The organism is Paenibacillus sp. J31R122 (assembly GCF_056269185.1).
In genome coordinates this window covers 143,318-169,158 of the sequence record NZ_JBWDNM010000008.1, presented here as the reverse complement: position 1 = coordinate 169,158, position 25,841 = coordinate 143,318, and the positions used below count along the sequence as shown (strand labels likewise).

General features: G+C 43.7%; 17 protein-coding genes. 4 read left to right on the top strand and 13 right to left on the bottom strand.

Annotated elements, in window-relative coordinates; genetic code table 11:
• Positions 1-37: 37 nt before the first annotated feature.
• Positions 38-751 carry an MBL fold metallo-hydrolase gene (locus tag AC0YN7_RS15150; protein WP_475810844.1) on the bottom strand — a complete coding sequence of 238 codons (714 nt, stop codon included), beginning with the start codon at positions 749-751 and terminating at the stop codon, positions 38-40.
• A gap of 253 nt (positions 752-1,004) precedes the next feature.
• Between AC0YN7_RS15150 and AC0YN7_RS15145 the strand changes: the two genes are divergently transcribed.
• Positions 1,005-1,547 (top strand): hypothetical protein, encoded by a 543-nt coding sequence (locus AC0YN7_RS15145; protein WP_475810843.1) that lies wholly within the window; start codon positions 1,005-1,007, stop codon positions 1,545-1,547.
• 26 nt (positions 1,548-1,573) lie between these two features.
• Here AC0YN7_RS15145 and AC0YN7_RS15140 read toward each other — a convergent pair whose 3' ends face one another.
• Positions 1,574-2,854 carry an adenylosuccinate synthase gene (locus AC0YN7_RS15140; RefSeq protein WP_475810842.1) on the bottom strand — a complete coding sequence of 427 codons (1,281 nt, stop codon included), beginning with the start codon at positions 2,852-2,854 and terminating at the stop codon, positions 1,574-1,576.
• Positions 2,855-2,965: 111 nt separating this feature from the next.
• On the opposite strand from AC0YN7_RS15140, the gene AC0YN7_RS15135 reads away from it, so the two are divergent.
• On the top strand, positions 2,966-3,844 hold the full coding sequence (locus AC0YN7_RS15135; protein WP_475810841.1) for a LysR family transcriptional regulator: 879 nt from the start codon (positions 2,966-2,968) through the stop codon (positions 3,842-3,844).
• 19 nt (positions 3,845-3,863) lie between these two features.
• Here the strand turns inward: AC0YN7_RS15135 and AC0YN7_RS15130 are convergent, their stop codons facing one another.
• The 5 genes from AC0YN7_RS15130 to AC0YN7_RS15110 form a co-directional block, all read right to left on the bottom strand.
• A complete protein-coding gene (locus tag AC0YN7_RS15130) occupies positions 3,864-4,640 on the bottom strand; it encodes a YheC/YheD family protein (protein WP_475810840.1) in 777 nt (258 codons plus the stop codon).
• Positions 4,641-4,800: 160 nt separating this feature from the next.
• The gene (gene hflC, locus AC0YN7_RS15125; protein WP_475810839.1) at positions 4,801-5,667 is read right to left on the bottom strand and encodes a protease modulator HflC; all 867 of its coding nucleotides are present in this window, start codon (positions 5,665-5,667) and stop codon (positions 4,801-4,803) included.
• The gene (gene hflK / locus AC0YN7_RS15120) at positions 5,664-6,716 is read right to left on the bottom strand and encodes an FtsH protease activity modulator HflK (RefSeq protein WP_475810985.1); all 1,053 of its coding nucleotides are present in this window, start codon (positions 6,714-6,716) and stop codon (positions 5,664-5,666) included. The genes hflC and hflK overlap by 4 nt, the downstream gene beginning before the upstream one ends.
• Before the next feature lie 116 nt (positions 6,717-6,832).
• Positions 6,833-7,765 carry an SPFH domain-containing protein gene (locus tag AC0YN7_RS15115; RefSeq protein WP_475810838.1) on the bottom strand — a complete coding sequence of 311 codons (933 nt, stop codon included), beginning with the start codon at positions 7,763-7,765 and terminating at the stop codon, positions 6,833-6,835.
• Between the two features lie 6 nt (positions 7,766-7,771).
• Complete coding sequence (locus AC0YN7_RS15110; RefSeq protein WP_475810837.1) at positions 7,772-8,200, bottom strand: NfeD family protein; 429 nt, start codon at positions 8,198-8,200, stop codon at positions 7,772-7,774.
• A gap of 187 nt (positions 8,201-8,387) precedes the next feature.
• Here AC0YN7_RS15110 and uraA point away from each other — a divergent pair, with 187 nt between their 5' ends.
• Entirely contained in the window at positions 8,388-9,692 is a 1,305-nt protein-coding gene (gene uraA, locus AC0YN7_RS15105; RefSeq protein WP_475810836.1) for a uracil permease, read from the top strand.
• Between the two features lie 118 nt (positions 9,693-9,810).
• Positions 9,811-10,149 (top strand): L,D-transpeptidase, encoded by a 339-nt coding sequence (locus AC0YN7_RS15100; RefSeq protein ID WP_475810835.1) that lies wholly within the window; start codon positions 9,811-9,813, stop codon positions 10,147-10,149.
• Between the two features lie 96 nt (positions 10,150-10,245).
• On the opposite strand, the gene AC0YN7_RS15095 is transcribed toward AC0YN7_RS15100, so the two are convergent.
• The 6 genes from AC0YN7_RS15095 to AC0YN7_RS15070 form a co-directional block, all read right to left on the bottom strand.
• A complete protein-coding gene (locus AC0YN7_RS15095) occupies positions 10,246-14,655 on the bottom strand; it encodes a sugar-binding protein (protein ID WP_475810834.1) in 4,410 nt (1,469 codons plus the stop codon).
• 103 nt (positions 14,656-14,758) lie between these two features.
• The gene (locus tag AC0YN7_RS15090) at positions 14,759-16,393 is read right to left on the bottom strand and encodes an extracellular solute-binding protein (RefSeq protein WP_475810833.1); all 1,635 of its coding nucleotides are present in this window, start codon (positions 16,391-16,393) and stop codon (positions 14,759-14,761) included.
• A gap of 50 nt (positions 16,394-16,443) precedes the next feature.
• Positions 16,444-17,340 (bottom strand): carbohydrate ABC transporter permease, encoded by an 897-nt coding sequence (locus AC0YN7_RS15085; RefSeq protein WP_475810832.1) that lies wholly within the window; start codon positions 17,338-17,340, stop codon positions 16,444-16,446.
• A 3-nt stretch (positions 17,341-17,343) separates the two neighbouring features.
• A complete protein-coding gene (locus AC0YN7_RS15080) occupies positions 17,344-18,327 on the bottom strand; it encodes an ABC transporter permease (RefSeq protein WP_475810831.1) in 984 nt (327 codons plus the stop codon).
• Positions 18,328-18,596: 269 nt separating this feature from the next.
• Positions 18,597-20,921, bottom strand: a complete 2,325-nt coding sequence (locus tag AC0YN7_RS15075) for a cache domain-containing protein (protein ID WP_475810830.1) — start codon at positions 20,919-20,921, stop codon at positions 18,597-18,599.
• Positions 20,922-21,374: 453 nt separating this feature from the next.
• Positions 21,375-25,793 carry an S-layer homology domain-containing protein gene (locus AC0YN7_RS15070; RefSeq protein ID WP_475810829.1) on the bottom strand — a complete coding sequence of 1,473 codons (4,419 nt, stop codon included), beginning with the start codon at positions 25,791-25,793 and terminating at the stop codon, positions 21,375-21,377.
• Between the last annotated feature and the right edge of the window lie 48 nt (positions 25,794-25,841).

Sequence of the window (25,841 nt, the reverse complement as noted above, 5' to 3'; positions counted from 1 at the left end):
CCCCAATTAATTTGAACTGTTACCTCAACAGCGCATGTTAATTCTTCATTAACGAAAGTTCTGCCTCTGCAATTGCCTTCTCCATAACAAGCTTCGGCTGTGTAATCATATTGCCATGTCCAGCAGCAAGTATGGTCGGCTTCAACTCATTCAGGTGACGAGCACTTTCAAGTCCGCTCCGCTTATCCCATGTAGCCATTGCGGGGAATGGAAACATAAGTTTTATTTGACCAGCAACGGCGACGCCGCCTCGAGTCTGGAAAGCGTCTCCCGCTATCAAGATATCGTTCCTCGTGTCAAGAAACGCCATTGAACCAGGTGTGTGACCAGGTGCCGCCACCGCTAGCAAGGAACCAATTTGATCACCGTCATGTAAAAGCACATCCGGTTTGGTACGAATATTTTTTGGAACACCGCCGCGAATGGTCAAATTAGGTTCATTTGGTTCAAGTGTTTGATCACCTGCCAAAAGCTTTGCATCTCTGCTTGAAATAAACACCTTTGCTGCTGGAATCAGATCCTTCAAACCATCTAACGCACCAATATGATCAGAATGCGCGTGAGTGAGAACAATCCGTGTAATTGGCTTACCTATTTGTTCGGCAGCATGCATAATAGCCTTAACATTGTTAGGAAGTGCCGCATCGACCAATGTCAAACCATCCTTCTCCTCAATCAAATAACAATTCACCGGAAACAGACGTGGTAAGTAAGTTAACTGAACAACCGTTTTCTCTCGAATAAACCTCATTCTAATTCGCCTCCCACATAAACTAATGCCATTAGTTTTAATATAAACTAATACCATTAGTTTTGGCAAGCCTAATTTTTTTAAAAAAAAACATCTATTTCACATTCTATCAACGGTCTCGATAATCCGGACACGACAGCAGCTTCCGTTTCCATTATAATTAGTATATCTATTAAAGGAAAAACGTATCGCAGCTGGAAATACTACTAGATGAGAACTTGTACATTTTTCAACAGAAGGAGTTGAACTGCACATGGTTACCGCTTTTATTATTGGATGCGAAATTGCGTTTTGGTTGTTTGTGCTTGCTGGATTAATATGCCGCTACACCTTTCGACTAAAAAAGATCGGTGCTCTCCTTCTTTTCTGTACACCGCTTATCGATTTAGTACTCGTTGTCGCTACCGTTTATGATTTACAAGGAGGAGCAACCGCCACCTTCATTCATAGTGTTGCAGCCGTATATATCGGAGTTTCCATCGCATTCGGACATCGAATGATCAAGTGGGCTGATGCGCGTTACGCACATCGATTTGCAGGAGGAGTAAAGCCGATTGGCAAACCAAAATTCGGCAAGGAGCATGCCCGTTACGAGCGCATCGCTTGGCTTCATCATCTTCTGGCCTGGGTTATCGGAATCGCTATACTATACGGGATGATTATTATTGTAGGTGACGAGAGCTCTACTAAAGCATTGTTTAAAACAATGCAATTGTGGTCTCTCATACTCGGGATAGACTTCTTAATCAGCTTCAGCTATACCGTTTGGCCGCGTAAAGAAAAAGCAGTATCCTGATGGTAAAGGATACTGCTTTTTCATTATTACCGAACGATGAGCTGATCACGCCTAGGACCTACTGAAACACTCGCAACCTTTACCCCAATCGCTGACTCGACAAACAACACATAACTTTGAGCAGCTTCAGGCAATTGTTCGAAAGAGCGTACATCTGAAATGTCGCAATTCCAGCCCGGCAGCGTTTGCAGCACTGGCTTTGCTGAATTAAGCTTCGCCGTAGCAGGAAAATATTCACTTACTTCGCCAGCCTCCAGCTCATATGCAACACACACTGGTATTTCGTCTAAGTAACCCAGCACATCAAGATTCGTCAACGCTACTTCAGTTGAGCCCTGCAGCATACAGCCATAGCGTGTTGCCACGGCGTCAAACCATCCCATCCTGCGAGGTCGTCCTGTTGTCGCACCAAATTCTCCCGCGTCTCCTCCCCGTCTTCGAAGCTCATCCGCCACGCTCCCATCCAGCTCTGATACAAAAGGTCCCGCACCAACACAGCTGGAGTATGCCTTGACTACTGACATGACTCTCGTAATAGCGTAAGTCGGCAATCCAGCACCAACAGGCGCGAACCCTGCCAACGTTGATGAAGACGTTGAATAGGGATAAATGCCATGATCCGGATCACGAAGTGCGCCAAGCTGACCCTCAAGCAATATATTTTCTCCGCGCGAATAAGCATCATGCAGCAGCTTTGTCGTATCGCACAGAAACGGACGAAGCTTTTCCGCCTGCTCAAGGAGCTCAGGGATCAGATCGCTTGGCTGAATAGGGTCACGTCCATACAAATGCATTAACAGAACATTTTTCGATGCCAATGATTGCTCCAAACGCTGCAGCAAACGCTCCCGATCGAACAAATCAGCGACCTGAACACCAAGCTTAGCATACTTATCTGCATAAAAAGGAGCAATTCCTCTTTTTGTCGATCCGAATCCACCTGCTCCTAACCGTTCTTCTTCCAACTCATCAAATAATCGATGAATAGGCAGCACTACCTGAGTCCTCTCCGAAATTCGAATTCTCGGTTCTGGCACCCCTCTGGCTATAAGCTCTGACAGCTCTCGCAGCAAAACCTCGATATCAAGCGCTGTACCTGGTCCAATGACATTAGTAACCTCTGGATAAAAAACGCCTGACGGCAGCATATGTAACGCAAATTTTCCGTAATCATTTATAATGGTATGTCCCGCATTGCTGCCGCCTTGGTATCTCACAACATAAGAAGACGTCGCTGCAAGCACATCCGTCATCTTCCCTTTGCCTTCATCTCCCCAATTGGCCCCTACAATAGCTGTAACTGTCAATAAAATCGCCTCCCGATCTTGTTTTTAACTCCCATCTATCATTATAATTACCGTAATAACATTAGAATAATTCATATTACTAATATCAGGTATAAGAAGAGGTAATGACTTATGACCGTCAATATGGAATGGTACCGTGTTTTTTATTGGACAGCCAAAACAGGAAGCCTATCAAAAGCAGCAGAACAACTATATATTACTCAACCCGCGATTAGTCATACTATTAAGCAGCTTGAAGCAAAATTAAATGGGCAGTTATTTTTTCGCACTTCAAAAGGAGTTAAGCTTACTGCGGAGGGCCAAGTATTATACCAATACATCGAGCAAGCCTTTAGCTTTATTCAATCAGGTGAAAGACAGCTCTCCGAAATGCACAGCCTTCAAATCGGGGAGATCAATATTGGCGCTAGCGATACACTATGTAAATATTACTTAATGCCTCATTTGGAACACTTTCATGCACAGTATCCCCAAATCCGTATCCGAGTAACCAACCGGACTACACCCGAAACAATTGCATTGCTTAAGGAAGGGAAAATTGATTTCGGAATCGTCCACCTGCCAGCAGCAGATAAGCAGGTGCATTTCCGGGAAAGCACAGTTTTGCAGGACTGCTTAGTCGGAGGACATCCATATGCTCAACTTGCGGAGCATGCTCTCCAGCTTGAGGATATTGGTGAGTATCCCCTGTTATTGCTCGAGAAAGGCAGCAGCACACGATCCTTCCTTGACGATTATGCATCAGCGCAGGGGGTTAAACTAGAGCCAGAGCTTGAGCTAGGTAGCATTGATCTACTTGCGCAATTCACTTGCAGCGGCTTTGGACTCGCCTTCTTAATTCGCAACTATGTAGCGGAGGAGTTAGAAGCCGGCGAGCTTGTTGAAATCCCGCTGTTTCCGTCTATCCCGCAGCGCAGCATTGGTATTGCTACGCTTCGAGGGGTCCCGCTATCAGCCTCCGCCAAACGATTTCTTGATCTGCTGCCATGAATATGAAAACAATCCTTTATTAAGTGTCTTTCCTGCCATAGCTGAGCGCGAAACTCTTCATTTTATTGTATGCGCCACGATCAATATTTTTAATCGGATAGAACTGAGGATGATTCGTATTCACTTCCAGCACCCATAGTTTTTGTTTATTATCTAAAGCAAAATCAACACCCATCTCATGCATACCTGAGCGTTTCTTGCTTAACGTATTCGCAATTTCGAGAGCGGTCCGCTTCAACTTTTTAATTCGACTGCTTGTTTTAGATGCGGATATACCCTGCATCTTCCCAAGCTTCTGCATTGTATAAACTTTTCCGCCTTGGTAATAGTTGTTCACTATTTTGTTAGCCACGCCAACCTTAGCAAAAAAACCATTAAATACCCAAGTACCGCCCGGGCGCCGCTGTACCATTGCACGTATATCGTATGAGCCATTATTTACGCGGTCTAATGAAATCCCTTTTTGAATAATTAGATTGGAATGCTTTGATACTTTTATTCGTTTGTAAACGTCTGAAAGAGAACGGAAATGTTTGTGCACTTGCTTTTTATTAATGATTTGATATAAATCATAGCTTGAACCAGATTTTTTGATCTTACATACGCCTATACCCATAGATCCTATATCAGGCTTTACATAAAGCATACTGTAACGATCGATCATCATCTCTAAATTACTGCGACTGAATGACACAGTTTTCGGTACATATTGCTTCAGATTTTTGTTTGACTTTAAGTACCTGCATACTTTTAGCTTTCCTCGAATACTTTTACTCGAGTACTTTTTCTTGTACATGATCAATCACCTCCACTCCAATGTATGATTGAGGGAGATAACAAAATTGTGCTAATGTGTAGATGGAGTAAAAATACCTAATGAAAATAATAAAGTTGGCGAACTCGAAATCAAAAACCGCGTTCCATCCGACAAATCGGATAAAACGCGGTTTTCATGTTTATTTTCCAAGCAAAATCTTCGCATACGGTGAATCGATAGGCAGCATAATGACTGGTTCATTCTTCAGCGTCGTCACATAGCTCTCTAAAGTACGATAGGTATTATAAAATTGTGGATCCTTGCCATAGGCTTGGTTATAGATTTTAGCCGCTTCACCCTCGCCCTCCGCAATGATCTTCTTAGCGTCTGCTTCTGCCTGTGCTAGAAGCTCCGTCGCAGTGCGATCCGCTTTAGACGTTATTTTCCGTGATTGCTCATCACCCTCTGACAAATAACGAGCAGCGATTGATTCACGGTCCGAAATCATCCGATTATAAACGCTTTGTTTATTTTCCTCTGGCAAATCGGTACGCTTGATGCGTACATCAACTACTTCAATCCCATAATTATCTCTCGTTAAAGCTGTAATAACATCCTTCGTTATCTCATCGTTGATGTTGCCCCGCTCCGTGTTCTCGCTAATGATGTTTTCGTAGTTTACTTCAGAAAGCTTTCGACGAACTGAGTTATATACCGCTTCATCGATACGTTGAATACCGCCGCTAACCGATTGAACGGTTCTTAAAAATTGCGAAGCGTTAGTAATACGCCAAACGGTGTAGTTATCCACGACAATCGGCTTTTGATCCTTTGTTAAAATCGTCGTTGGACTGCTTTCATAAGTCATCTGATATTTAGGAAGTGTAGAAACATTTTCGATAAACGGTATTTTTAATTTCAATCCCGGCTCTGGTACTGCCCTCATCGCTTCCCCGAATCTAAGAACGACTTTATACTCGCCTTCTTTGACTATATACATAGAACCCGATGCCAGAATTATTAATACTACGAATGAGATTAGTGCTATCCATTGGTTTTTCTTCATTTTGCTGCGCCTCCTTCTGGAGTAGTTGTTGCAGGTGGTGTTGTTGGAGTTGTGGAATTTGTTGAACCGCTGCGCAGCAGCTCATTTAATGGCAAGTAATTAACCGTATCACCATTCGAATTGGTAATGAATATTTGAGCATTAGGCAAAATCTTCTCTAATGTCTCCAAAATCAACCGACTTTCCGTTACAGTTGGATTATTTTTATACTCATTGAATATCGCGTTAAATTTGGCCACGTCCCCTTGCGCATTCAAAATCCGGGACTTTTTCTCACCCTCCGCGTTCTCAAGAAGGGCTTGCGCTTCGCCTCGAGCCTTAGGAATACGATCATTCTCATATTTCGCGGCATTATTAATTTTCGTATTTTTCTCTTCTCGCGCATTCGTAACAGCTCGGAATGCTTCTGCCACTTGTCCGCTTGGCGGCTCTATATCCTGAAATTTAATATCGACAATTTGGATGCCGGTTTTATACTTAGCTTGCAGCTCAAGCAGCTTTTCCCTAACCTTGTCTTGAATAACTGTTTTACCATCCGTAATCGCATAATCCAGCTTCTCCGAGCCAATCACTGCACGAATCGAAGAGCTTGCCGCATTACGAAGAAACTGCTCCGGATCATCGATATTGTATAAATAATCGTGAATGTTGCTTATTTTCCATTGTACAACTGCGTCCGCGGATACGATATTTTCATCTCCCGTAATCATCATCGCTTCTTCTTCGACCGGAACAGCCGTGTCCCCTTCTTGACGATAGCCAATGTGAATACGTTGCGTCAGCTCCGCGGGAACCGTTATAACCTGTTGAATAGGATAAGGCCATTTGAAGTGAAGACCCGCCGAGGACTCACTCGTATATTTTCCAAATGTAAGAATAGCCGCGCGCTCCTGCTCCTGTACCGTATAATACGAAGATGAACCAAGAGCAATGATAATGATTACTGCTGCTATACCAATAACCATTTTTTTAATAGTGCCCGGTTTAAACTCATGCTGCTTTCGGCCGCTCATACTATGATTCTGGTTCTGATTCTGGTCTTGATCCATGAAGCTCAATAACATCTCTCCCCTTCTAAGCAAATCGTTTATGATTCCATGTAAAAAGAGCAGGTCAAGTGTAACCCCTTGGCCTGCCCTTTATGGTAATTACCATCATCAAGCCGTTAGTCTGATTTACCTGCTTTAAGCATTTCGCCAATAGCCCCGATACTGCCTAACGTATCAACGGCTCTAGTTGGAAGAAATATTTTATTAGCTGGGCCTTGAGCAATATCGGTAAGCGCCTCAAGTGAACGGTACGTAAGCACATTTTCATCCAAGCCAGCCGCGCGAATGAGCTCAATCCTATTTTTCTCCGCTTCTGCTATAGACTGAATCGCTTTTGCCTCCCCAAGCGCTTCTAACTCCTGTGCGTGTCGTTGCCCCTCTGCTTGGCGAATCCGCGCTTCCTTGTCACCTTCCGCTTTCAAAATTTTACTTTGTTTATCGCCTTCCGCACGCAATATCATGTCCTGCTTGGCTGCTTCCGCCTCCAGCACCAACGCCCGCTTACTGCGTTCTGCTTTCATTTGCTTATCCATCGCGTCCTGAATGTCAGTAGGAGGCTGAATATCAATAACTTCGACACGTTCGATGCGAACGCCCCATTTTTCCGTTGCTTCATCAAGCGCAACACGGATATCAGTAGAAATTTTCTCACGACCTGACAGCGTTTCGTCCAGCTCCATTTTACCTATAATTTGACGCATAGTAGCTGTACTAATATTGCGCACACCATACACATAATCGGAAATCCCGTATGTAGCTTGTTCCGGGCCGGTTACTTGGTAGAAAATAATCGTATCGATTTTTACTTGTACATTATCTTTTGTAATAACCGTTTGCGGAGGCACATTCGCTTGCTGAATACGTAAATCGTGATATGTTCTTACATGGTCAACGATAGGAATCAGAATATTGACACCGGGCGTAAGCAAGCGATTGAACTTCCCCAATCGTTCCACGACGCCAATCCTCTGCTGCGGTACTATTTTAATAGATAGCGCAACAAATACGACTACAATTACGACTAATATGATCGTTACTGTTAAACCCATATCCAATTAACCTCCCCATTTAGTAACTTGTAACACAGCATTTCCACGACTAATAACAACAACAGAGTCTCCTTTAATTAACGGCTCCTCTGATACTGCGCTCCATGTTTCATTTCCAACCTTAACGATTCCAGGAGCGTCTGCAGCAACATCCTCCAGCACGATTCCTTGCTTGCCGACTAACTCGTCCACAACATCCTTATAGCCTCGCGACAACTGAAATCGACGAGTAAGCGGCTTAGTAAATACCGTCAAAATAAGCGTTGCCGCACATCCAACTCCTACTTCCAGCAATATAGCCCCTGGGAAGATCAGGTCGATAATCGCTGCGATTGCAGCCCCAATGGCAAGCCAAAGCAAGTAAAACGTAAGCGAAAGCATTTCGACGACGACTAAAACACCGGCGATAATAAGCCATATCACCCACATCTCCATCTTTTCACACACCTTTCCTATTTATTGTATTCGCCTATGTCAGGTGTATGACCTGCTTAATTTAATATATTTTGTCGATATTTGTATATTCGCTTTATAAATAATACTTGCCAAAACCCCACTCTAATCTGTACAATCTACAATGGTTATTACATAAACAATAAAATAAATGGGGGCAAGCTTTAACATGAAAAAAGCTATTGGGATTCACGAGAGACCTCCTATGGGCCAGAGTATCATGCTTAGCCTGCAGCATCTATTTGCCATGTTCGGCTCAACCGTGCTCGTACCAAATTTGCTCGGTGTCGATCCAGCAATATGCTTGCTGATGAACGGAATTGGCACACTGCTGTATTTATGGATTTGTAAAGGTAAAATACCTGCTTATCTTGGCTCAAGCTTCGCTTTCCTCGCTCCTGCAGGCGCCGTAATCGGCGATATGTCTGCTGGCGGCGGCAATTATGCGGCAGCATTAGGCGGATTCATCGCAGCTGGCGTCATATTCACTATCGTTGCAATCATTATACAGATGGCAGGCACAGGCTGGATCAATGTCGTATTTCCACCAGCGGCTATGGGCGCAATCGTCGCAATTATCGGGCTAGAGCTGATTCCAGTCGCAGCAGGAATGGCTGGCTGGATCGTTAAACCCAGTGACCCGGACCCCGCCAGCTGGGTACTTCAGCCTAAAGTGGTCTTGCTCTCAACGATCACACTAGCAGTAACGGTACTTGGCTCCGTTCTATTCCGTGGTTTTATGCGTATCATCCCGATTTTGATCGGTATCGTTACAGGCTACGTCATCGCATACTTCATGGGTTTCACAAACTTCTCTGCAGTTGCTGACAATGGCTGGATTAAAGCACCGGAATTTACGTTTCCAGTATTTGAGTTATCGGCAATTTTGGCAATTGCCCCTGCGGCGTTAGTCGTTATCGCAGAGCATATTGGTCATTTAGTTGTTACTGGCAATATCGTCAACAAAGATTTGTCAAAAGACCCGGGTCTTCACCGCTCTATGTTAGGTAACGGTATTTCAACATTGCTATCAGGCTTTGTCGGATCAACGCCGAATACAACCTATGGTGAAAATATCGGCGTGTTAGCCATAACAAAGGTTTACTCAACCTTCGTTATTGGAGGCGCGGCAGTAATTGCCATCCTCCTTTCATTTTCCGGTAAATTTTCGGCACTTATATCTGGAATCCCAGAACCAGTCATGGGCGGCGTTTCATTGCTCTTGTTCGGGGTTATCGCATCCTCAGGACTCAGAATGCTGATCGAAGCGAAAGTGGATTACAGCAAGCCAACTAACCTTTTCCTGACGACTGTCGTATTGGTTACTGGCCTAAGCGGAGTTAAGCTTACGATTGGAGATTTCTCCTTATCAGGTATGGCTCTTGCAACGGTAGTCGCTATCGTACTTAGCCTGCTGTTCAAAATATTTGATGTGTTAAAGCTTTCTAACGATCACGAAGCATCCGGTCACTAAAAACAGAAAATAAAGAGGCTGTCCCTTAAGGTTTATTACCTTGGACAGCCTCTTTTGATTTTATTGAAGCATCCACTCCTTCCGCTACATAATATAGATCAGAAGGAGTGGCGCTAAAATGGCAACCTATCGAATTATCGTTGTGCTATCTGATTTTATGCTTCACTTATTAGATGATAATATAGTTGTTCATTCCTATCCTATTGGTATCGGCAGAATGCTCACCCAAACGCCAGTTGGAGAATATACGATTATAAACAAACAAGCGAACCCTGGCGGTCCGTTCGGCGCTTTTTGGATGGGACTATCCAGGCCTCATTATGGCATTCATGGCAATAACGATCCATCCTCTATTGGCGGGATGGTTTCGCATGGATGCATACGCATGTATAACGACGACGTAGTTGCTTTATCACAAATTGTACCGATCGGCACTCGTGTGACCATTCGTCTATAACCGGCGTGTGACTATTCATCTCTGCTTTCTTTGTAACAGAACAGGAGATCTGCGCAATTATAGAGACTGCATCTCTCCTGCTATCGTCATCAAAAATTATTTTACTTTTACTTTCATGACATCACTCCCCGTTACGCCCAATTCATTCACGAATTCAGCACGATATTCATAAACACCGGAAATTCTGTCTGTAATCTGGGTGATAATAGATTGAGCTTTAGGAGTTTCAGCGGTCAGCGGCTTTGTTTCGATTAGCTGTCCGTTCTCGTAAAGACGGTACTCCGTTGCGTTTGTCCCCCACCACATGTTTAATGTTACCTGGTACATCCCGTCATGGTCCGAGTTGTCGTTAGAGAGCACCGGTTTCCCTGGGTTCGCATCCGTAACTTTCACTGTCATCGGTTTACATCCGGTCATGCCTTTATCGTTAATCAATTCACAGGTGTAAACATAAGTTCCATTGAGCTTGCCCGTCACTTGTACAACCGCTTTCTGAGCATTCGGAGTCGCGTTTTCCAACGCTTGCGAATGAATCAATTTACCATTCTCATAGAGCTTGTATAACCTCCCGTTCTCGCCCCACCACATGTTCATTGTGATCATGTAATCGCCGTCTCTGAGTCCGGTGTCATGATTGTTATTGTGGGATAAGCTAGGCTTACCCGGTACATTGGAAGCAGGCACATACGGGGTTAACGTCCCGATATCTTCACTTCCACGTAAGAATACATCATCGTTCTGTGAATATATGGCTTTCACTTCTACTGGGCCGGTACCAGCTCCGCTGTTAACTGGATAGGCGAGAGATGCTACACCTGCCGCATCTGTAACGGCGTCACCCACTGGCGTTCCGTTCGCTTGGAACGTGATCGATTGCCCCACAAGGGATACTCCCTCACGATCCCGAAGCGTCGCCTTCAGCGTTGCTTCACCTCCGGTTGGTGCTTCCGTATTCGATACTTCGAGCGTTGTACCGTAATAAATCTTGAAATGGACAGTCTCAGTTGCCACATTCCCCGCATAATCCTCAGCTGTCGCGATCAGCGTGTGTGCTCCGCTCACTGTAATAGCGGTGTTTTCCGTCCATTCCACTCCGTCGATCGACACGTTCCTCTGCTTTAGTCCACTTCCCGTGTCCTCCACGGATATAATAGGCGTCACTTGATCGGTATAGCTCTCTCCATCTAGTACACCGGATATCGCAATCACGGGCACTGTTTGGTCAGCATTCTCCAGTTGGATCGGCTTGAACAAAGAGGACTGCTTGCTTGAACCAATACCGCTGCCCCATTCCACATAACCCCTACGGCCATTACCGTCATTCTCGTTGACAACGATGGACATGCTAAGTAATCCATCAGTCGGAACGATAGGAGCTAAGTCACTCCAAGGTAATGCCAATTTGTATATCGTATCCTTTGCAGTCTCATCTCTTGTTACTTGTAGATCAGGATTCATTATGGAACCGGTCACAACCTCCTGCGGTGCCATCCACCTATAAAGCTCGGGACCTTGCGTGGTTAATGCCATTCCATATTCGTACCACTGTAGATTCTCGCCCGGCATACCCGCAGATATGGCGAACTGTATGCTGTCCCCTTCCCAGATCGCATCACCCTGCTTCTGCTGAGAGAACACATCGTCATGGACGCGAGCATACAAATATAGATGATCGTTATCATACGTGGACCAAAGCTTACCGCTGAAATCTTCTGTGCCGTTATATGCAGAAATTCTCGAATTAACATCTGCTACAAGATCGATGCCTACCAAATCCTGTAGGTCTTCTCCATGCTCCAGTGTTCGGAACGGAAGCGGAACCCTTGCCGAGGATGGAACAAGCTTGACGGTTCCATCGCTTCTCAGTATAGCTCCATCTTCCATGTAGAGCTTATATTGATAAGGTAGTAACGCTCCCTCCGGCAGTCCGGACAACGGTAAATCAATGATTTGCATGGTATTTCCAGGTATGGTCACATCATAGACTTCCGAACCGGTAGTAGCTCCAATGCTCCAGTCGACCTGCGTTAAGCGGCGTTCCGTTGGTCTTTCGTTCACGATCGTTACTTCCATAACGTCCGTACCGTTTTTCAACACATGCTTAGACAATACCTGTTCGGCCTGCTGTATCTTGACTGTATCGGATAAACCGGCGATCACAGCACCAGCCGCGTATACCTCAGCCGTCGCTATTCGGGTCCCGACCTGGTCTATCCCTGGAAATTCTACCGGATAATCGCCGGAAGCGCTCACGGAGATTTCTTGGGTTACACCTTGGAAGCTGACCTTAGCGATAAGCTCATCCTGCTGTCCAAAGTCGTTAACCCGAAGCGTAAGCTTTACCGGATCGCCGGTAAAAGCAGGTTTGCTTTGCAGGGAAAATGGGCTGGTTTGAACCACGCTGCCGATGTCGCCTTGAATGAATAGAGGCTCGCCAGTTAATGTAAGATATACTTTTCCTTGCAACGGCGTAAAAGTGCTCTTCCGCCCCATCATATCCGTCACGGTAAGGGGAGCTTGCGTATTCAAGGTTACATCCTTTTTATCCAGTGACCACAGGACATTAATCTTTTCGTTATTTTTATCGAATGTATAGTGATAAATGCCCTCCACTACATCTTGACTCACAGGATTAGCTCCCGTTAGCTGTCTCGTAAGCGTAGATAGTGCAACATAGGCAGGTTTTGGCGTATAGGATCCCAGCGCATCACCGGTATTGTGGATGACACCGAAATTATGCTCATTATAGAGCTTATCCGTTCCGGTATTCATCAAGTTGTACCAGAATACTTTCTCGACACCCGCCGCGATACTCAGCACATAGGTGCGGATCAAATAAGCCGCCTGTGTATTTTCATCAACACCTGTTGGATTTAAATGGGTTGGCCAGCCAATCTCCGTAAACCAAAGGGGGATGGTCTCACCGTTATTATAATCGTGCACAAGCTGATTGAGCATGTCGATCTCCTCCAGCAGCCCTTCCGGCGTTTGCGGAAAGCGATACGGATGGACGGAAAGCGTATCCATATAATCCAGCCCGCCAAGCTTGAAAACGTTTTCCAGCCAGTCTAAGGGAATGCCTGCCGTACTTCCTCCAACAACATTAAAATCCGGACGAACCGATTTGGAAGCTTCATAACCTTTCTTCAGCATATTAAAGTAGATGTCCGACCTTGAGGCCGCGGGACCATTGCCGCCGAAGTGAGGGAGGTTGAATTCATTCCATATTTCTCCCGAATCCAGCTGGCTGCCGAACTTTTCCAGCATGGCCTTCACATAGTTCGCGTATGCGGTATGAGCTTCCTCTGTATAAGGCGTTTGGCCTCCGTCGTAATATTTATTACTGAACGCGAAGGAGAGTAACGGATCGATGCTGAACTCCTTAAAAGATTGCATAGGAAGGGTGAACTTCGGATTGAACGAGTACTTGCCTATATTGATCTCTACTTCTGACCAAAAGAAGGAGTCACGTACATTTTTGGTTCCTGCATATTTGAGAAGCGGAATCATTTCTTTGTTCCAATTGATTCCCAAATGTGTCTGGATGCCGAACGGAGACTCCGTCACCGCCGAAAGATCAAACTCGGGAAGCGTGGCTAACGTCGTTTCCATCGTTTTGACCAAGGTACCCGCTAGATAAGCTTCTAACTTCAGCCTATAATATCCGTCTTCAGGAACCGGCACGTTAAGCCGCAGCTTACCTCCCGCTACAGGAGCACTTCCTGAAGATGCCGGTTCTCCCCATGCATTAAAGATACTCCACTGAATAGAATCACCAGTCGTCAGGATGTCAAAAGCCCCCGATTGGCTTCCTGCGAAGACGTTACCGACTTGAACTTGGGCAATAGCCAGCTCGGGGGCTTCGACCTTAACCCGAATGTCGTCAAACAAGAGGGTGCCAACGGTTTTCCCCGTTTTCATCGAAGCTTTAGTCAGCTTAAAGTTCATCTTCTTTAAAGGTCCGTACCAAAGCCCATCATTCTTCCCGCCCCACTTTGTATAGTTGATCCCTGATGTAAAGGAGCTAACCGTGACTTTCTGCCACTCTGTAGTCGGCGCCAGCACGATCGTCTGTTGATGATTCTGATTCGAATTATCGACCAGAATCAGATCGAATTTAGCCATATCTGCTGTTTTCACCCAGAAGCTGAGTTCCACAGCATCCACAGGCAGAATGCGTTTGAATAAGTACTTCTCTAAGGAAACATAGCTGTTCGTATACGTCGAATTGCTGCTGAAATTAAGCTGCAGCTTTCCAGAGGAGCTTCCAGACTGAGCGTACGCAGAATCCAGGCTGAATTCGCCGTTTCCAAGCGCCCCACCGCTTCCTATTAAGAAGTCCCATGCCTCGTCAGCGCTTTCGAAATCACCGATAGTCAATTCGGGGGTGCTTACATTGGCATAGGCCTTGAGATCTGACATGCCCGGTAAAGCAGGTATTACGAATAAAGAAAAAATGAGGGTAAAAACAATCAGTTTAGTAAGCGCTATCATTCTTCTGCTCACGTAAATACCACTCCTTTAATGTAGGATGGTTTATCAGCAAGTGGGACTCATTCTATTGAATCTGATTCATTCGAATGAATCCTCCAGCTGATATCACAATTGTTTATTTCAAAAACTCCTTATTTTTTTCATACCATTCCTGCGCTAGCTTCTCTACATTTTCTCCGCCCAGACGTTTCCACTCCTTACGGACCTGCTCCATACCCGCTTCAGGGGTTAATGACTTTCCGCCAGTTACTACCTTCACTTCAATTTGTGTCGCAATAGGAGCGAAAGTTGCAATCAGTTGGCTCACTTCCGGTAGATCCGGACTAAACGCGATATCCCTGCGGTATTCATTCTTTAGCGCTACTTCTAATGCTTGCGCTTTGACCTGAGCAATTTCTTGGGAAAGGGCATCCTGAGCAGCCATGAGCGGGATCCATTCCGCTTTCGTGTTCCATTGACTTAGAATTGCATATTCGTTAGCATAGGCTACCTCCTGCCGATATTTATCTGCATCCAGCCTTTGCGGAACCTCACCGTTCACCAGCTTGTAATGGACATTCTCTTCGCCGAACTTCATGCTGTACCAACCCTCTTCCAGCATCCAGTCAAGAAATTTGACGGCCGTTTCGATTTTATCCTCATCCATGTCACTATTGAAAGCGACCAAGACATTGGAAGGCAATTCTTGATACAAACCGTTTTTCCCATATTTGCTCGACACAGACTCCAGTGGGGCCAACTTGGCATCAGGAACATTCGTCTTTAGATCTCGGATTTCATTATCCATACTCCAGTTACCGAAATAAATCCCTGCCTTACCGGTCGTCCACAGCTGACGTGCACGCTGAAAGTTACTGTCGGTAATATACTCTTTGTCAATCAATCCTTGGTCGAATAATGATTTCTGATAGGCAAGTGAATCAATGAAGCGATCTAATGTTCTCGCGTACTTCATTTGACCATCTTCCAAGTACCATTGATTCTCATTGGTGAAGAAGAAAGCGCGCATGATTTGGACAGCGTTACCGTTAAAAACAATCGGTACTGTATCGGCTTCACCGTTACCATCCGGGTCCTCGTCTCTGAACTTCTTAGCTACCTCAATTAATTCTTCCACAGTCGTAGGTGCTTTCAGTTGCAGCTTATCAAGCCAATCCTGCCGAATCCACATGCCATTGTTGGCTATTGACTCTATGCTCCTTTTACTCGTAATCGCATACATTTCTCCGTTTATTGTCATTGCAGACTTCAAATCAGGGTTTTCCTCTAAATACTTCTTTAAGGTCGTGCTGTATTTTTCGATGTAAGTGTCAATGGGCTGAATGGCACCCTGATTAGCCAATTGAGCGATATAGTTTCTGTCATATTCCCAGATCAAATCCGGAGCACTTCCAGAAGCGATTAGCGTATTTAACTTTTGCTGAGCTTGACCCCGGTCGACTGGAATCCATTTAACCGTTGCCGGAGAATTTTCATTGATCCATTTTGTCCAACGGTTGCTTTCATAACTCCCTTCTTCTGTAGGCACACTTCCCCTGTCAAAAGCTGAAATACTTATTTCTTTCTTAGGACCTGATGCGGCAGCATCTGTAGTTGATGTAGCTGCAGGGCTTGTTACAGGCGAAGCCGATTCAGACAGGTTCCCTGACTTCCCATTAGAGCTGCAAGCTGCCATTACTAACATCAAAAGTGATAAACCTGCCATCAGAACCGATTTCCCAACCTGTTTCCATATTCTCAATTTTTTCATCCCCTTATCGTATAATTATATTTATATCAAGGACAAATAGTCCGATGATATTAGCCCTTTACGGATCCAATTAAGACCCCTTTAACAAAATGCTTCTGCAAGAAAGGATATACAATTAGAATAGGGGTAACTGCAATTACGATAGCCGCTGCTTTGATCCCTTCCGGTGTCAGCATCACCTGCTCAACACCTTCACTCCCACCGCCGTTATTCAATAGACTCTGATTCACCTGAAGGATCATTTGATAGAGCTTCAGTGTTAAAGTCTGCTGGACACTCTTCGTAATATATAACAGCACATTGAAATAGGAATTCCACCAACCCACTGCATAAAACAAAGAGAGCGCAGCAATTATCGGCTTGCATAGAGGTAATATAATCCGAGCCAAAATTGTCCAGTCCCCTGCGCCATCGATAGCCGCGGACTCCTCAATTTCCTCAGGTAAACCTTCCATAAACGTTTTCATGACAAACATATTGTAAGTGCTAATTAAAGCGGGCAGCCACAATGACCAATAGGAATCCATGAGTCCCAGTGATTTTACGAGTATGAAGTTCGGAATAACTCCCGAGATGAACAACATCGTTATAATAATGAAAATAAGCAAAGCACTACGTCCCATTAGTCTCCGTCTGGAAAGAGGATACGCGGCTAATATCGTCAATCCTATATTCAGCAGCGTACCTACAAGGGTGACCTCGACCGTATTCCACATTGCGACCAATAGCTGACCATCATCGAATAACCGTACATACCCTTCTACGTTGAATTCAACAGGCCATAATGAAACTTCACCCGCTGTTATCGCTCTGCTGCTGCTTAGGGATGCGGCAATGACATACCAAAATGGATATAAGGCAAGGAGTGAAAGGAAGCCGAGCAGAACATAATTGCCAGCCGAACCCAAAAGAGACCAGATAGATTTGTTGTTATTTTTAATTATCATCAGTTACCATAGCCCCTTTTCCCCAAACGCTCGGGTTAACTTATTCACACCTATTACTAGAATCAAGCCAACCGCTGACTGGAACAAACCCAAAGCGGTAGTATAGCTGTAATTCATATTTTGCAAACCAACTCTGTACACATAGGTGCTAATTACATCTGCTACATCCAATACAGACTGATTTTGTAGAATCAATGTTTGCTCCAGACCGACATCCATCATATGGCCCATACGTAGAATGAGAAGTATCGCAACAGTGCTGCGGATACCAGGGAGCGTAACATGCCAGATTTGACGGAGCTTATTCGCTCCATCGATCTTGGCTGCTTCATAAAGCTGAGGGTCAATCGAAGCCATAGCAGCTAAATAAAGAATTGTACCCCATCCTGCTTCTCGCCATATACCCGACAGCGTGTAGGCTGCAGGCCACCATCTCGAACTAGCCATAAAATAAATGGGTTCGATACCGAATACATGCTCGAGAACCGAGTTAACGACGCCAGTACTTGGTGAAAGGATAGCGATGAAGATACCGCCCAATACAACCCATGATATAAAATGCGGCAAATACAACAAGTTTTGTATCGTTCTCTTGTACCATTCTTTGCGCACCTCGTTCAGCATAAGAGCAAGTATAATCGGTACTGGAAATCCGAAAACAAGACTATATACGTTCAACACCAACGTATTTCGAAGAACTCGCCAGAAATCGATACTTAGGAATAAGCTTTGAAAATGCTTCAATCCAACCCATTTGCTTCCGATTATGCCGTCAGCTAATCGATAATCTTTGAAAGCTATAATCTCGCCAAACATCGGTGCGTATTTAAATAAAATGTAAAATACGATTACAGGCATCAGCATCAGGTACAAATGACGATCACGTTTCAAACGGTTTCGGTAAGTAGGCATCAGCGAGTTCTTTCTTGTACTTATCGAATTTCTATGATCCAGCGCCGTTTCGAACTCTGGTCGTCTATCCTTCATATCGTTCACCCTTTCGTTGATGAAAGCCCCAATCCATGAAAGCAATTTGATCGTAACGCAGGAAGAGGTAGGTGGATATAGACACGTTATGTACACCATGGCAATTCTTATCATTCACCAGTTCACCATTTTTGTTCGAGGTTCATTTTCTTATGGCGACACCCGAAATCCCTTGTAATTACGCGGGGTTTTACTCTCACGAAAAAAAAAAAGAGTGTACAGGAGCTTCCTCCACATTGAAGGAAACACCGGTACACGTCTCATGATTATTACAGTTCACTCCCATTCTCGTCCAATGACTTAGCCGCCCAATCCCGATATTCTAACGGAGTTTTCCCTGAATACTTTTTGAACGTTCGCAGAAAGCTGCGGACATTCATATAACCAACCGCTTCAGCGATCTCGTTCACTTTCATGCCTTTGTTACTCGATAGCAATTTCTGGGAGGCACTAATCCTTATTCCGATTAAATAATCAATAAAATTGCTTTCTGTGTATTCTTTAAACTGCTTGGAAATATAAGTCGGGCTTAGATTGAATTTTTGTGCAAGCTTATCCAATGAGAGATCGCTTTCATGAAAGTGATCTCCGATATACATTTGCATCCGATCAATGGTATTGTTACTGCCACGCTGAGTCCGCTTATCATTGATTTTAGCTGCAATTTCCTCTAAAAAGGAGATTACGATCTTTTCCACCACGTTCAAGTTCTCACTGCGGTTAATCAAATCGTATATGCTGTCTAGTCTACTCAAGGGCTCCTTCAAGTCGATCCCAATTGATTCGACCGACTGCACCGATTTCATGATGAGATCAAAGGATAGCTGACGGATAAGGTCAGGTGGCAGATTGCTGTCTATCGCCTCACAGAATATTTCCTTCACATAAGCCTTCATTTTAGCGATATCCGTCTGTTTCAACGCATCCGTAATCCGATCAGACATTCTGCTCAGCCGATAATAATCCTGACTGTCTAAAGGCTGTAGGTCTTCAATAGAAATGACCGAATGATTACCGAACACCATCTTATAATGAAGCGCCTTTTGAGATTCGTCATATGACCGGGGAATTTCCTTCATCTCACTGCAGCCGCGGCCAACACCCACAGTTACAATGAGGTCGAATTGCTTCTTCGTAACGTCGAGTATCTGCTCCATTATCGCAAGCGAGCGCAAGTGATTCTGCTCAGTATCCCCTTCCGCAAAACTGAGTATGACTGCTGCACGCCCCTCTCCCAAATCAATGGCAACTCCTGCATTCTCTAAATTAATAATTTCCTCTGCCACGTTACAGAACGCATAGGTATAAAGCGTCTCGTCCCTTGTCTTAAAATCCGCACCTAATTTACTGATTTCAGCCGTACAGACTAGGTACCTCTCTGGAAACAAATGGACACCGACAAATTCAAGATGATGGCGCACAGCCTGATAATCCGTTCGATATCCAACTAGCATATCCATCATGATTCTCCACTTCAGTACCGGCTTCGAATCACGAACATGCTGCTCAAGATCCGATCGATCCAGCACCAGCTTGTCGAACACTTTTTCCAGATAGGTTAAACCAGCAGTAGAACTTTCCTGTATCTGGTCATCCTTATATGTCCCAGACATTTTGCCGACCAATCGATCAAGCGGTTTAAATGTCCACCGATTCACATAAAACAGTACGATCAATGCAAGTAAAACCATCCACATAGCAAAGGCTATCAGCAGATTCCGGGTAACCTTAATCGGTTCATAGATTTGTGATTCTGGAAGGATACTAATTAGCTTCCAGCCCGTATAATTGGAATCGCGATAAAATATCGATTGTTTGACTCCATTAAGCTTACCTGTGAAGGACCCGCTGCCTGTCTTGGAGAGAGCGCTTTTAATATAAGTAAGCTCCTTGAGATTACGATAGATCTGAGACTTGTCGTCGTGAGTCACCACGTTTCCATTGCTATCAATTATAAACATATGGCCTTCTTTACTATCCTCGTAGACGGCTTTAATCATATCGTATAACACTTTTTCATTAATATTTACGGCTATCATACCTTTGCGGTACCCCGGTTTGCTGAGAGCTGGATAGGATCGCACCAATGTAACTACATCTTGGTTCCCGTTTCCGTCCCATACCTGATGGGTAGTTAGCCATTTGAAATACTCCGGCATGTCCTTATAGTCGTCCAACCAATTATCAACTAGTGGAGTATCCTTCAAATAGGCTTTGTCCGTCAAAATATTACCGCTTACAGCTGAATAAACAAAAATGGAGGATAGATGGGGATTAGAATTAATAAAGCTTTTCAACTTCGTATTTAATGCGTAGAAATTACTATATCTCTGTGAATCATCCAAATAGCTGTCTAACATAAAATATAAAAATTCGAGCTCATCCATAAGCGTTAGCAGATCCTTTTCCGTCTGACGAAAAGTCACCTCGATCTTCTGATCGACCTGCTTCAACAAAGCATGATTCGCATCCTCTAAATCACTCTCCAGCTTACCAATAGTTCCTGTATAAGATAACCAAAAGGTCAAAGTGATAATAACCAAAAAAACGATCCCATATATCATCATTACTTTAGCCGAGATGCTGGATTTCATGACTATATACCTCCACTTGTGATCACTTTTTAGTTGGGTTGTCTTGACAGGTTGATGCTCTGACGAAGAAACTTCCTTGAAGGTGGCCCATCAGAAAAACTCCAACCACTTGTCCCATCAATAAGCTTCGAAGTTCCTCTTCCCGATCCTCCATTCCATCCGTACAAGGAATATACTATTTATATATATTATTTATTCCTGTTCATATATACTGCTATCAGTTTCTGAGTTGGTGCTTTGTGACATTTTCTTCAACGGTACCATAGATTCGTCTGGCATATGTATTTGTTTACACGAGTAAATTTACACGTGTAAATAAATGTAAGGTTACTATAGTCGACTCCTACTCATCCTATCAAGTATGCTCAATGCTGAAGTGAAACAAAAACAGCCTGACTCGCAAAAAGCGAGTCAGGCTGTTTAATGTCATACACTATTTGTTCAACTATTAAGCTATTTGTTCAGCATATTGGCAATAGCTTGAATAGCTTCAGCGCGGGTCAGCTGTCCTTCTGGTACGAATCGACCATTCCCACGACCGTTGATTAGGCCTAGCTCGAATGCTGTATTAATGGATGCGCTAGCCCACGAACTAATGCTAGCATGGTCAGTAAATTGGGCTGCTTCTGATAAATCATATTTAACTGCTTGTTGACGTTCATATGCCCGAAGCAGCATAACCGCCATTTCTTCTCTTGTAATCGTGCGTTCTGGTTCGAACAGCGTAGCACTCATTCCATTAACAATTCCTGCTTCTGAGGCAGCTGTTACTGCTGAAGCATACCAGCTTCCGGCAACTACATCTGTAAAGTAATTTGTGTCCTTAAGCTCTAATCCCAATGCGCGGACAATAAGAGCGGTGAACTCTGCCCTGGTAACAGTTCGGTCAGGTGCAAAGCTTGTATCGCTCACTCCTTTTGCAATAAGCTTTGCAGCCATCTTCTTAATTGCATTAGCTGCCCAGTGACCCGCGGGAATGTCATCGAACAATTTCTCAAATTCTAATACAACGTACTTGCCAGAAGACTGAGCATCTGCTCTGATTTGGCCGTTTTCTATTTTTCCACCCACATAAGTAAGCGTGCCATCATCGGCGATCATATACACACCGACTAGATCATTTTTCAAAGCTTCTTTTACTTTTAACATGAGGGTCATTGAGTCGTCGAAAACATCAGGCATCGCTTCTTTTCCATTCTTACCTATAATCGATAATTTGAAGTCATACACTTCACTCGCAGATTTAAGACTAGCATGGTTGCTCTTTCCTGCTTTGTCGAGCAATGCTTGCTGTGTCAATATTGCTTCTGCATCAAAGGAAAATTTAATCTGTACATCCTGCAATCCTTCTGAAGACGCTAATTGTTGCAGTTGGTTTAATATTTCCGGTGTAAGACCGACTGTAAATTTATCCCTCGTCAAAATAATGGAATGCTTACCTACGATCTTCGCCGCATTTATAGGAAGTATTACGGATGTCTTCCCTTCCTCAATTTTGATAGAAATGACTCCCTGCTCATTAGCTTGCAGGCTATCCCCACTTATAACTTGTGTTTTCGGATCAACTGGATCTACGGGAACTTCTGGATATGTCGGTTCAATCGGAGACTCTAGCCAGTTAAGCTTATACTCCAGCTTTGACTTTCCGTCTGTTCCCGTTACATGGATGATTGTTACATTTTCTGTATTACGCCTGTCTTCTATCGTTACCGTTGCTCCCGTTTGTGTAGCAACAGCTTCTACAACCGCTGTGGACGATAACTTTTGACTATATTTCAATACGCCTGGCGAGAAGCCATCAATCAACTCTCCATTTAAAGTTAAAGCTGATAAAGTAGCATCGGTTTGCGGTATCGCGATTCGTGATAATTTCGCACCTGCATCCGGTGCATAGTAGATGCTTCCATCAATACCGATAGTCATACTATTGAGAAAATCGTTAACAATAATCTTGTACTTCAGTGTATCTGGGTCAATAGCAATGATTTTACGAGATAATGTCGTATATAACAAACCGTCTGGTGCCCATCTTAAGTGAAAAGGCATCCACTTGCTAGTATTGTACGTACTTGGTCGAATCATCTTACTTTTCACAATTTCTTTGGTATCGACATTCATTGCAAAAATAGTACCGTCTACCGCACCCCAGAGTAATCCATCTGGTCCAAAGGAAAGCTCACTGATCATACGAGGAGCTTCATCGATACCTGGAATATCGATTGTAAACTCTTCGATCTTTTGTCCTTTTGCTACATCCCAAATAAACATTTTGGCTTCAGGTTCAGAAGGTTCAATGCCTAAGCCACCCCATACAGTAGTGCTGCCATATAGCAATCCATCTTTGTAAGCTAATCCAATTATACTTTGATTTTTCACAACTTGATCATACTGTGACCATTTATCTGCAGCTTCATCGTAGATAGCTAAAGCTCCGCCTAGGAAACCGTAATCAGGTACCGTACCGACGAATAGTTTGTTATTGCCAGAAGTAATCGCAAATGGGCGATCCTGATGAGTAATTTGATATTCTAACTCAGGATTTTGTTTCAGTACGATTGGTTGAGTTGGATCGTAGCTATACATAATTGCAGAAACATAGGTACCATAGTAAACCTTTTCATTCATAAATCCAATGCCTTCCGGCTGAGCAAAAGAAGAAACATTCACATCAATATTGTTCGTGAATGGATTATACACACTCATTCCACGTTGATAGCCACCCATGTACAATCTGCCATCAAAGCCTACTTCAATCCCTTGAATTCGAACTGGCTGCGGGTCGATTTCCAGCTCAACGAATGAAACCCAATGATCGATAGGATCATAGAGAATGTATTCGCCATATTGAGTCACCATAGCCAATACAGTTTTTCCAGCTTTCTCTCCACTATTCATCTTGATCCATGCCATGTCTTTGACACGTGTTGTATCAGGAAGCGGTGAAGGAAGTGGAATCTCAGTCGATTTCTTTGTGCTGATATTATACTTATATAGTTTCGTTACATCTTTGTAATAAATAAGATTTGGATCATCAGGATACGGCTCCGAAATCATGTTGCTATATTGGAAACTACTATCGATCGTATTTGTATCCATATCTATAACAACCATATTAATGGTACTTACAGAAACAAAGAGCTTGTTCTTGATCTTGAATACATCTGCAATCGTGTTTGTCTCGCCCGTATGCCCAGGAATATTAATTTCTGTTTTAACACCGGTTTCACGATGCACCTTGAACAATTGAACAGTTGTTCCAAGTCCTGCGTAAATGTATTCATCATCTACAGCAATTCCACGAACATATTGCTGTCCAGATTGGACCGTACCATAATTACGGAATTGTTTTGTTGCAATATCGTACTCGAACAATTTACCGTGTGATTCCGTATTGTACGTGCCTCCGTAAATTTTACCGTCGATTTCTTCAATATCCCATACCCAGTTGTCGGCAGAATTATAACCCAGTGCTTCTACTTTCTTTTCTACTGGCAGATAACGATACAGCATTCCATTCATAGTGCTGGCGAAATACACGTTTTTGTCAGATCCTACGGTCATCGCCCATGTTGCTTCTGTGCTTGGGATGACTTCTGAAAACTTCAATTTTCCTGTTTCACCATCGACAACATAGAATGTTCCAGGCAAGCCATTAGTTACGAAGTATACTTCATTTTCTCCATTGGCATTCGTTTGAATAGCTCCAGATTGTCCAAGGCTTACATTTACCATTGGCCCAAGGTCAACAGGTGCTCCATATTGGCGGTCTAAAGGTTCTTCCAGCGGCATGACTTCAATGGAGATATCATCAAAATAGGCCTCAGTTATACTGGGATCACCTGAATAAAAAGCAATTCTAGCATAGGCTGCTCCCGCTGGGACAATGCCAAACAAACGCATTTCAGTCCATTTTTTATTGCCCAATGTAACTGCACCAAACAAGTCTTGAATAGCTAGAACCTGTTCATTTTGGGCATTATAGTAATAGATTTGTCCAACAATATTATGAGATTGTTCAATAACGTAGACATTAGCTTTAACGATTAGCGATTCACCGGGAGTAACCGCAACTTTATTGCTTACTACTCTCAATCCCGTAGTAACTGAAGAATCCTTGAAATACAGACTCTTCGGTGCACTGCGATAGATGTCAGCGCTTAAGTTGAATTCTCCTGTTGTTCCTGTGCCTAATTCCCAACCGGGAATGTTACCATTTTCTAAATCTAAGTCAAAGCTAGGATTGGTTAGTGCTGTTGGTATTTCTTCAGGTGTTTCAGGTGTTTCTGGGATGAATGTTACATCATCGAAATAAGCATCCGTCAAGCTAGTTTTACCCGAATAAAAACCAATTCTCGCATATGATGCTGTAGCTGGAGCAATTGAGACATTTACTATCTCATTCCAAGCGTTCAATGTTAAAGCGGCTTTAGCATTAAATACTTGTTGTCTCGGTGGGATTTCAACATCATTTTCATTGAAGTATTGAACTTCATGCACGATACTTGCTGTTTGCTGTATGACATACACTGATGCATTTACCGTGTATTTCTCCCCTGGTTTGACTTTAATCTTATCACTTAATACTCGTAAACCTGGAGATGTAGCATTACTATCCATATCATGAAGACGAAGGCTCTTCGAACCACTTTTAGCTTGAGCAGTACTAAGTTCTATCAGTCCTACCGTTGTTGCGTCTTTACTCCACCCTGGAATTTTGCCATCCACCATGTCCAACTCAAACCCTTGGTTCACGAGCCCGGCATTTACATCATCCGCCGCTGCGGCTGGATTCGCATATATGGGAATCATTCCGAACACTAGCGCTAGACTAAGTAGAATTGAAAGCAAACGTTTAGATGAATTTCTCTTCATATTAATCACCTCAAATTAAATTTTGTAAGTATTTTTCGGAGCGAACAC

Bases quoted from the DNA above. Each gene is read 5' to 3' on its own strand.
- AC0YN7_RS15150 (WP_475810844.1), bottom strand. From the start codon at position 751: ATGAGGTTTATTCGAGAGAAAACGGTTGTTCAGTTAACTTACTTACCA.
- AC0YN7_RS15145 (WP_475810843.1), top strand. From the start codon at position 1,005: ATGGTTACCGCTTTTATTATTGGATGCGAAATTGCGTTTTGGTTGTTT.
- AC0YN7_RS15135 (WP_475810841.1), top strand. From the start codon at position 2,966: ATGACCGTCAATATGGAATGGTACCGTGTTTTTTATTGGACAGCCAAA.
- AC0YN7_RS15130 (WP_475810840.1), bottom strand. From the start codon at position 4,640: ATGTACAAGAAAAAGTACTCGAGTAAAAGTATTCGAGGAAAGCTAAAA.
- hflC (WP_475810839.1), bottom strand. From the start codon at position 5,667: ATGAAGAAAAACCAATGGATAGCACTAATCTCATTCGTAGTATTAATA.
- hflK (WP_475810985.1), bottom strand. From the start codon at position 6,716: ATGGATCAAGACCAGAATCAGAACCAGAATCATAGTATGAGCGGCCGA.
- AC0YN7_RS15115 (WP_475810838.1), bottom strand. From the start codon at position 7,765: ATGGGTTTAACAGTAACGATCATATTAGTCGTAATTGTAGTCGTATTT.
- AC0YN7_RS15110 (WP_475810837.1), bottom strand. From the start codon at position 8,200: ATGGAGATGTGGGTGATATGGCTTATTATCGCCGGTGTTTTAGTCGTC.
- uraA (WP_475810836.1), top strand. From the start codon at position 8,388: ATGAAAAAAGCTATTGGGATTCACGAGAGACCTCCTATGGGCCAGAGT.
- AC0YN7_RS15100 (WP_475810835.1), top strand. From the start codon at position 9,811: ATGGCAACCTATCGAATTATCGTTGTGCTATCTGATTTTATGCTTCAC.
- AC0YN7_RS15090 (WP_475810833.1), bottom strand. From the start codon at position 16,393: ATGAAAAAATTGAGAATATGGAAACAGGTTGGGAAATCGGTTCTGATG.
- AC0YN7_RS15085 (WP_475810832.1), bottom strand. From the start codon at position 17,340: ATGATAATTAAAAATAACAACAAATCTATCTGGTCTCTTTTGGGTTCG.
- AC0YN7_RS15080 (WP_475810831.1), bottom strand. From the start codon at position 18,327: ATGAAGGATAGACGACCAGAGTTCGAAACGGCGCTGGATCATAGAAAT.
- AC0YN7_RS15075 (WP_475810830.1), bottom strand. From the start codon at position 20,921: ATGAAATCCAGCATCTCGGCTAAAGTAATGATGATATATGGGATCGTT.
- AC0YN7_RS15070 (WP_475810829.1), bottom strand. From the start codon at position 25,793: ATGAAGAGAAATTCATCTAAACGTTTGCTTTCAATTCTACTTAGTCTA.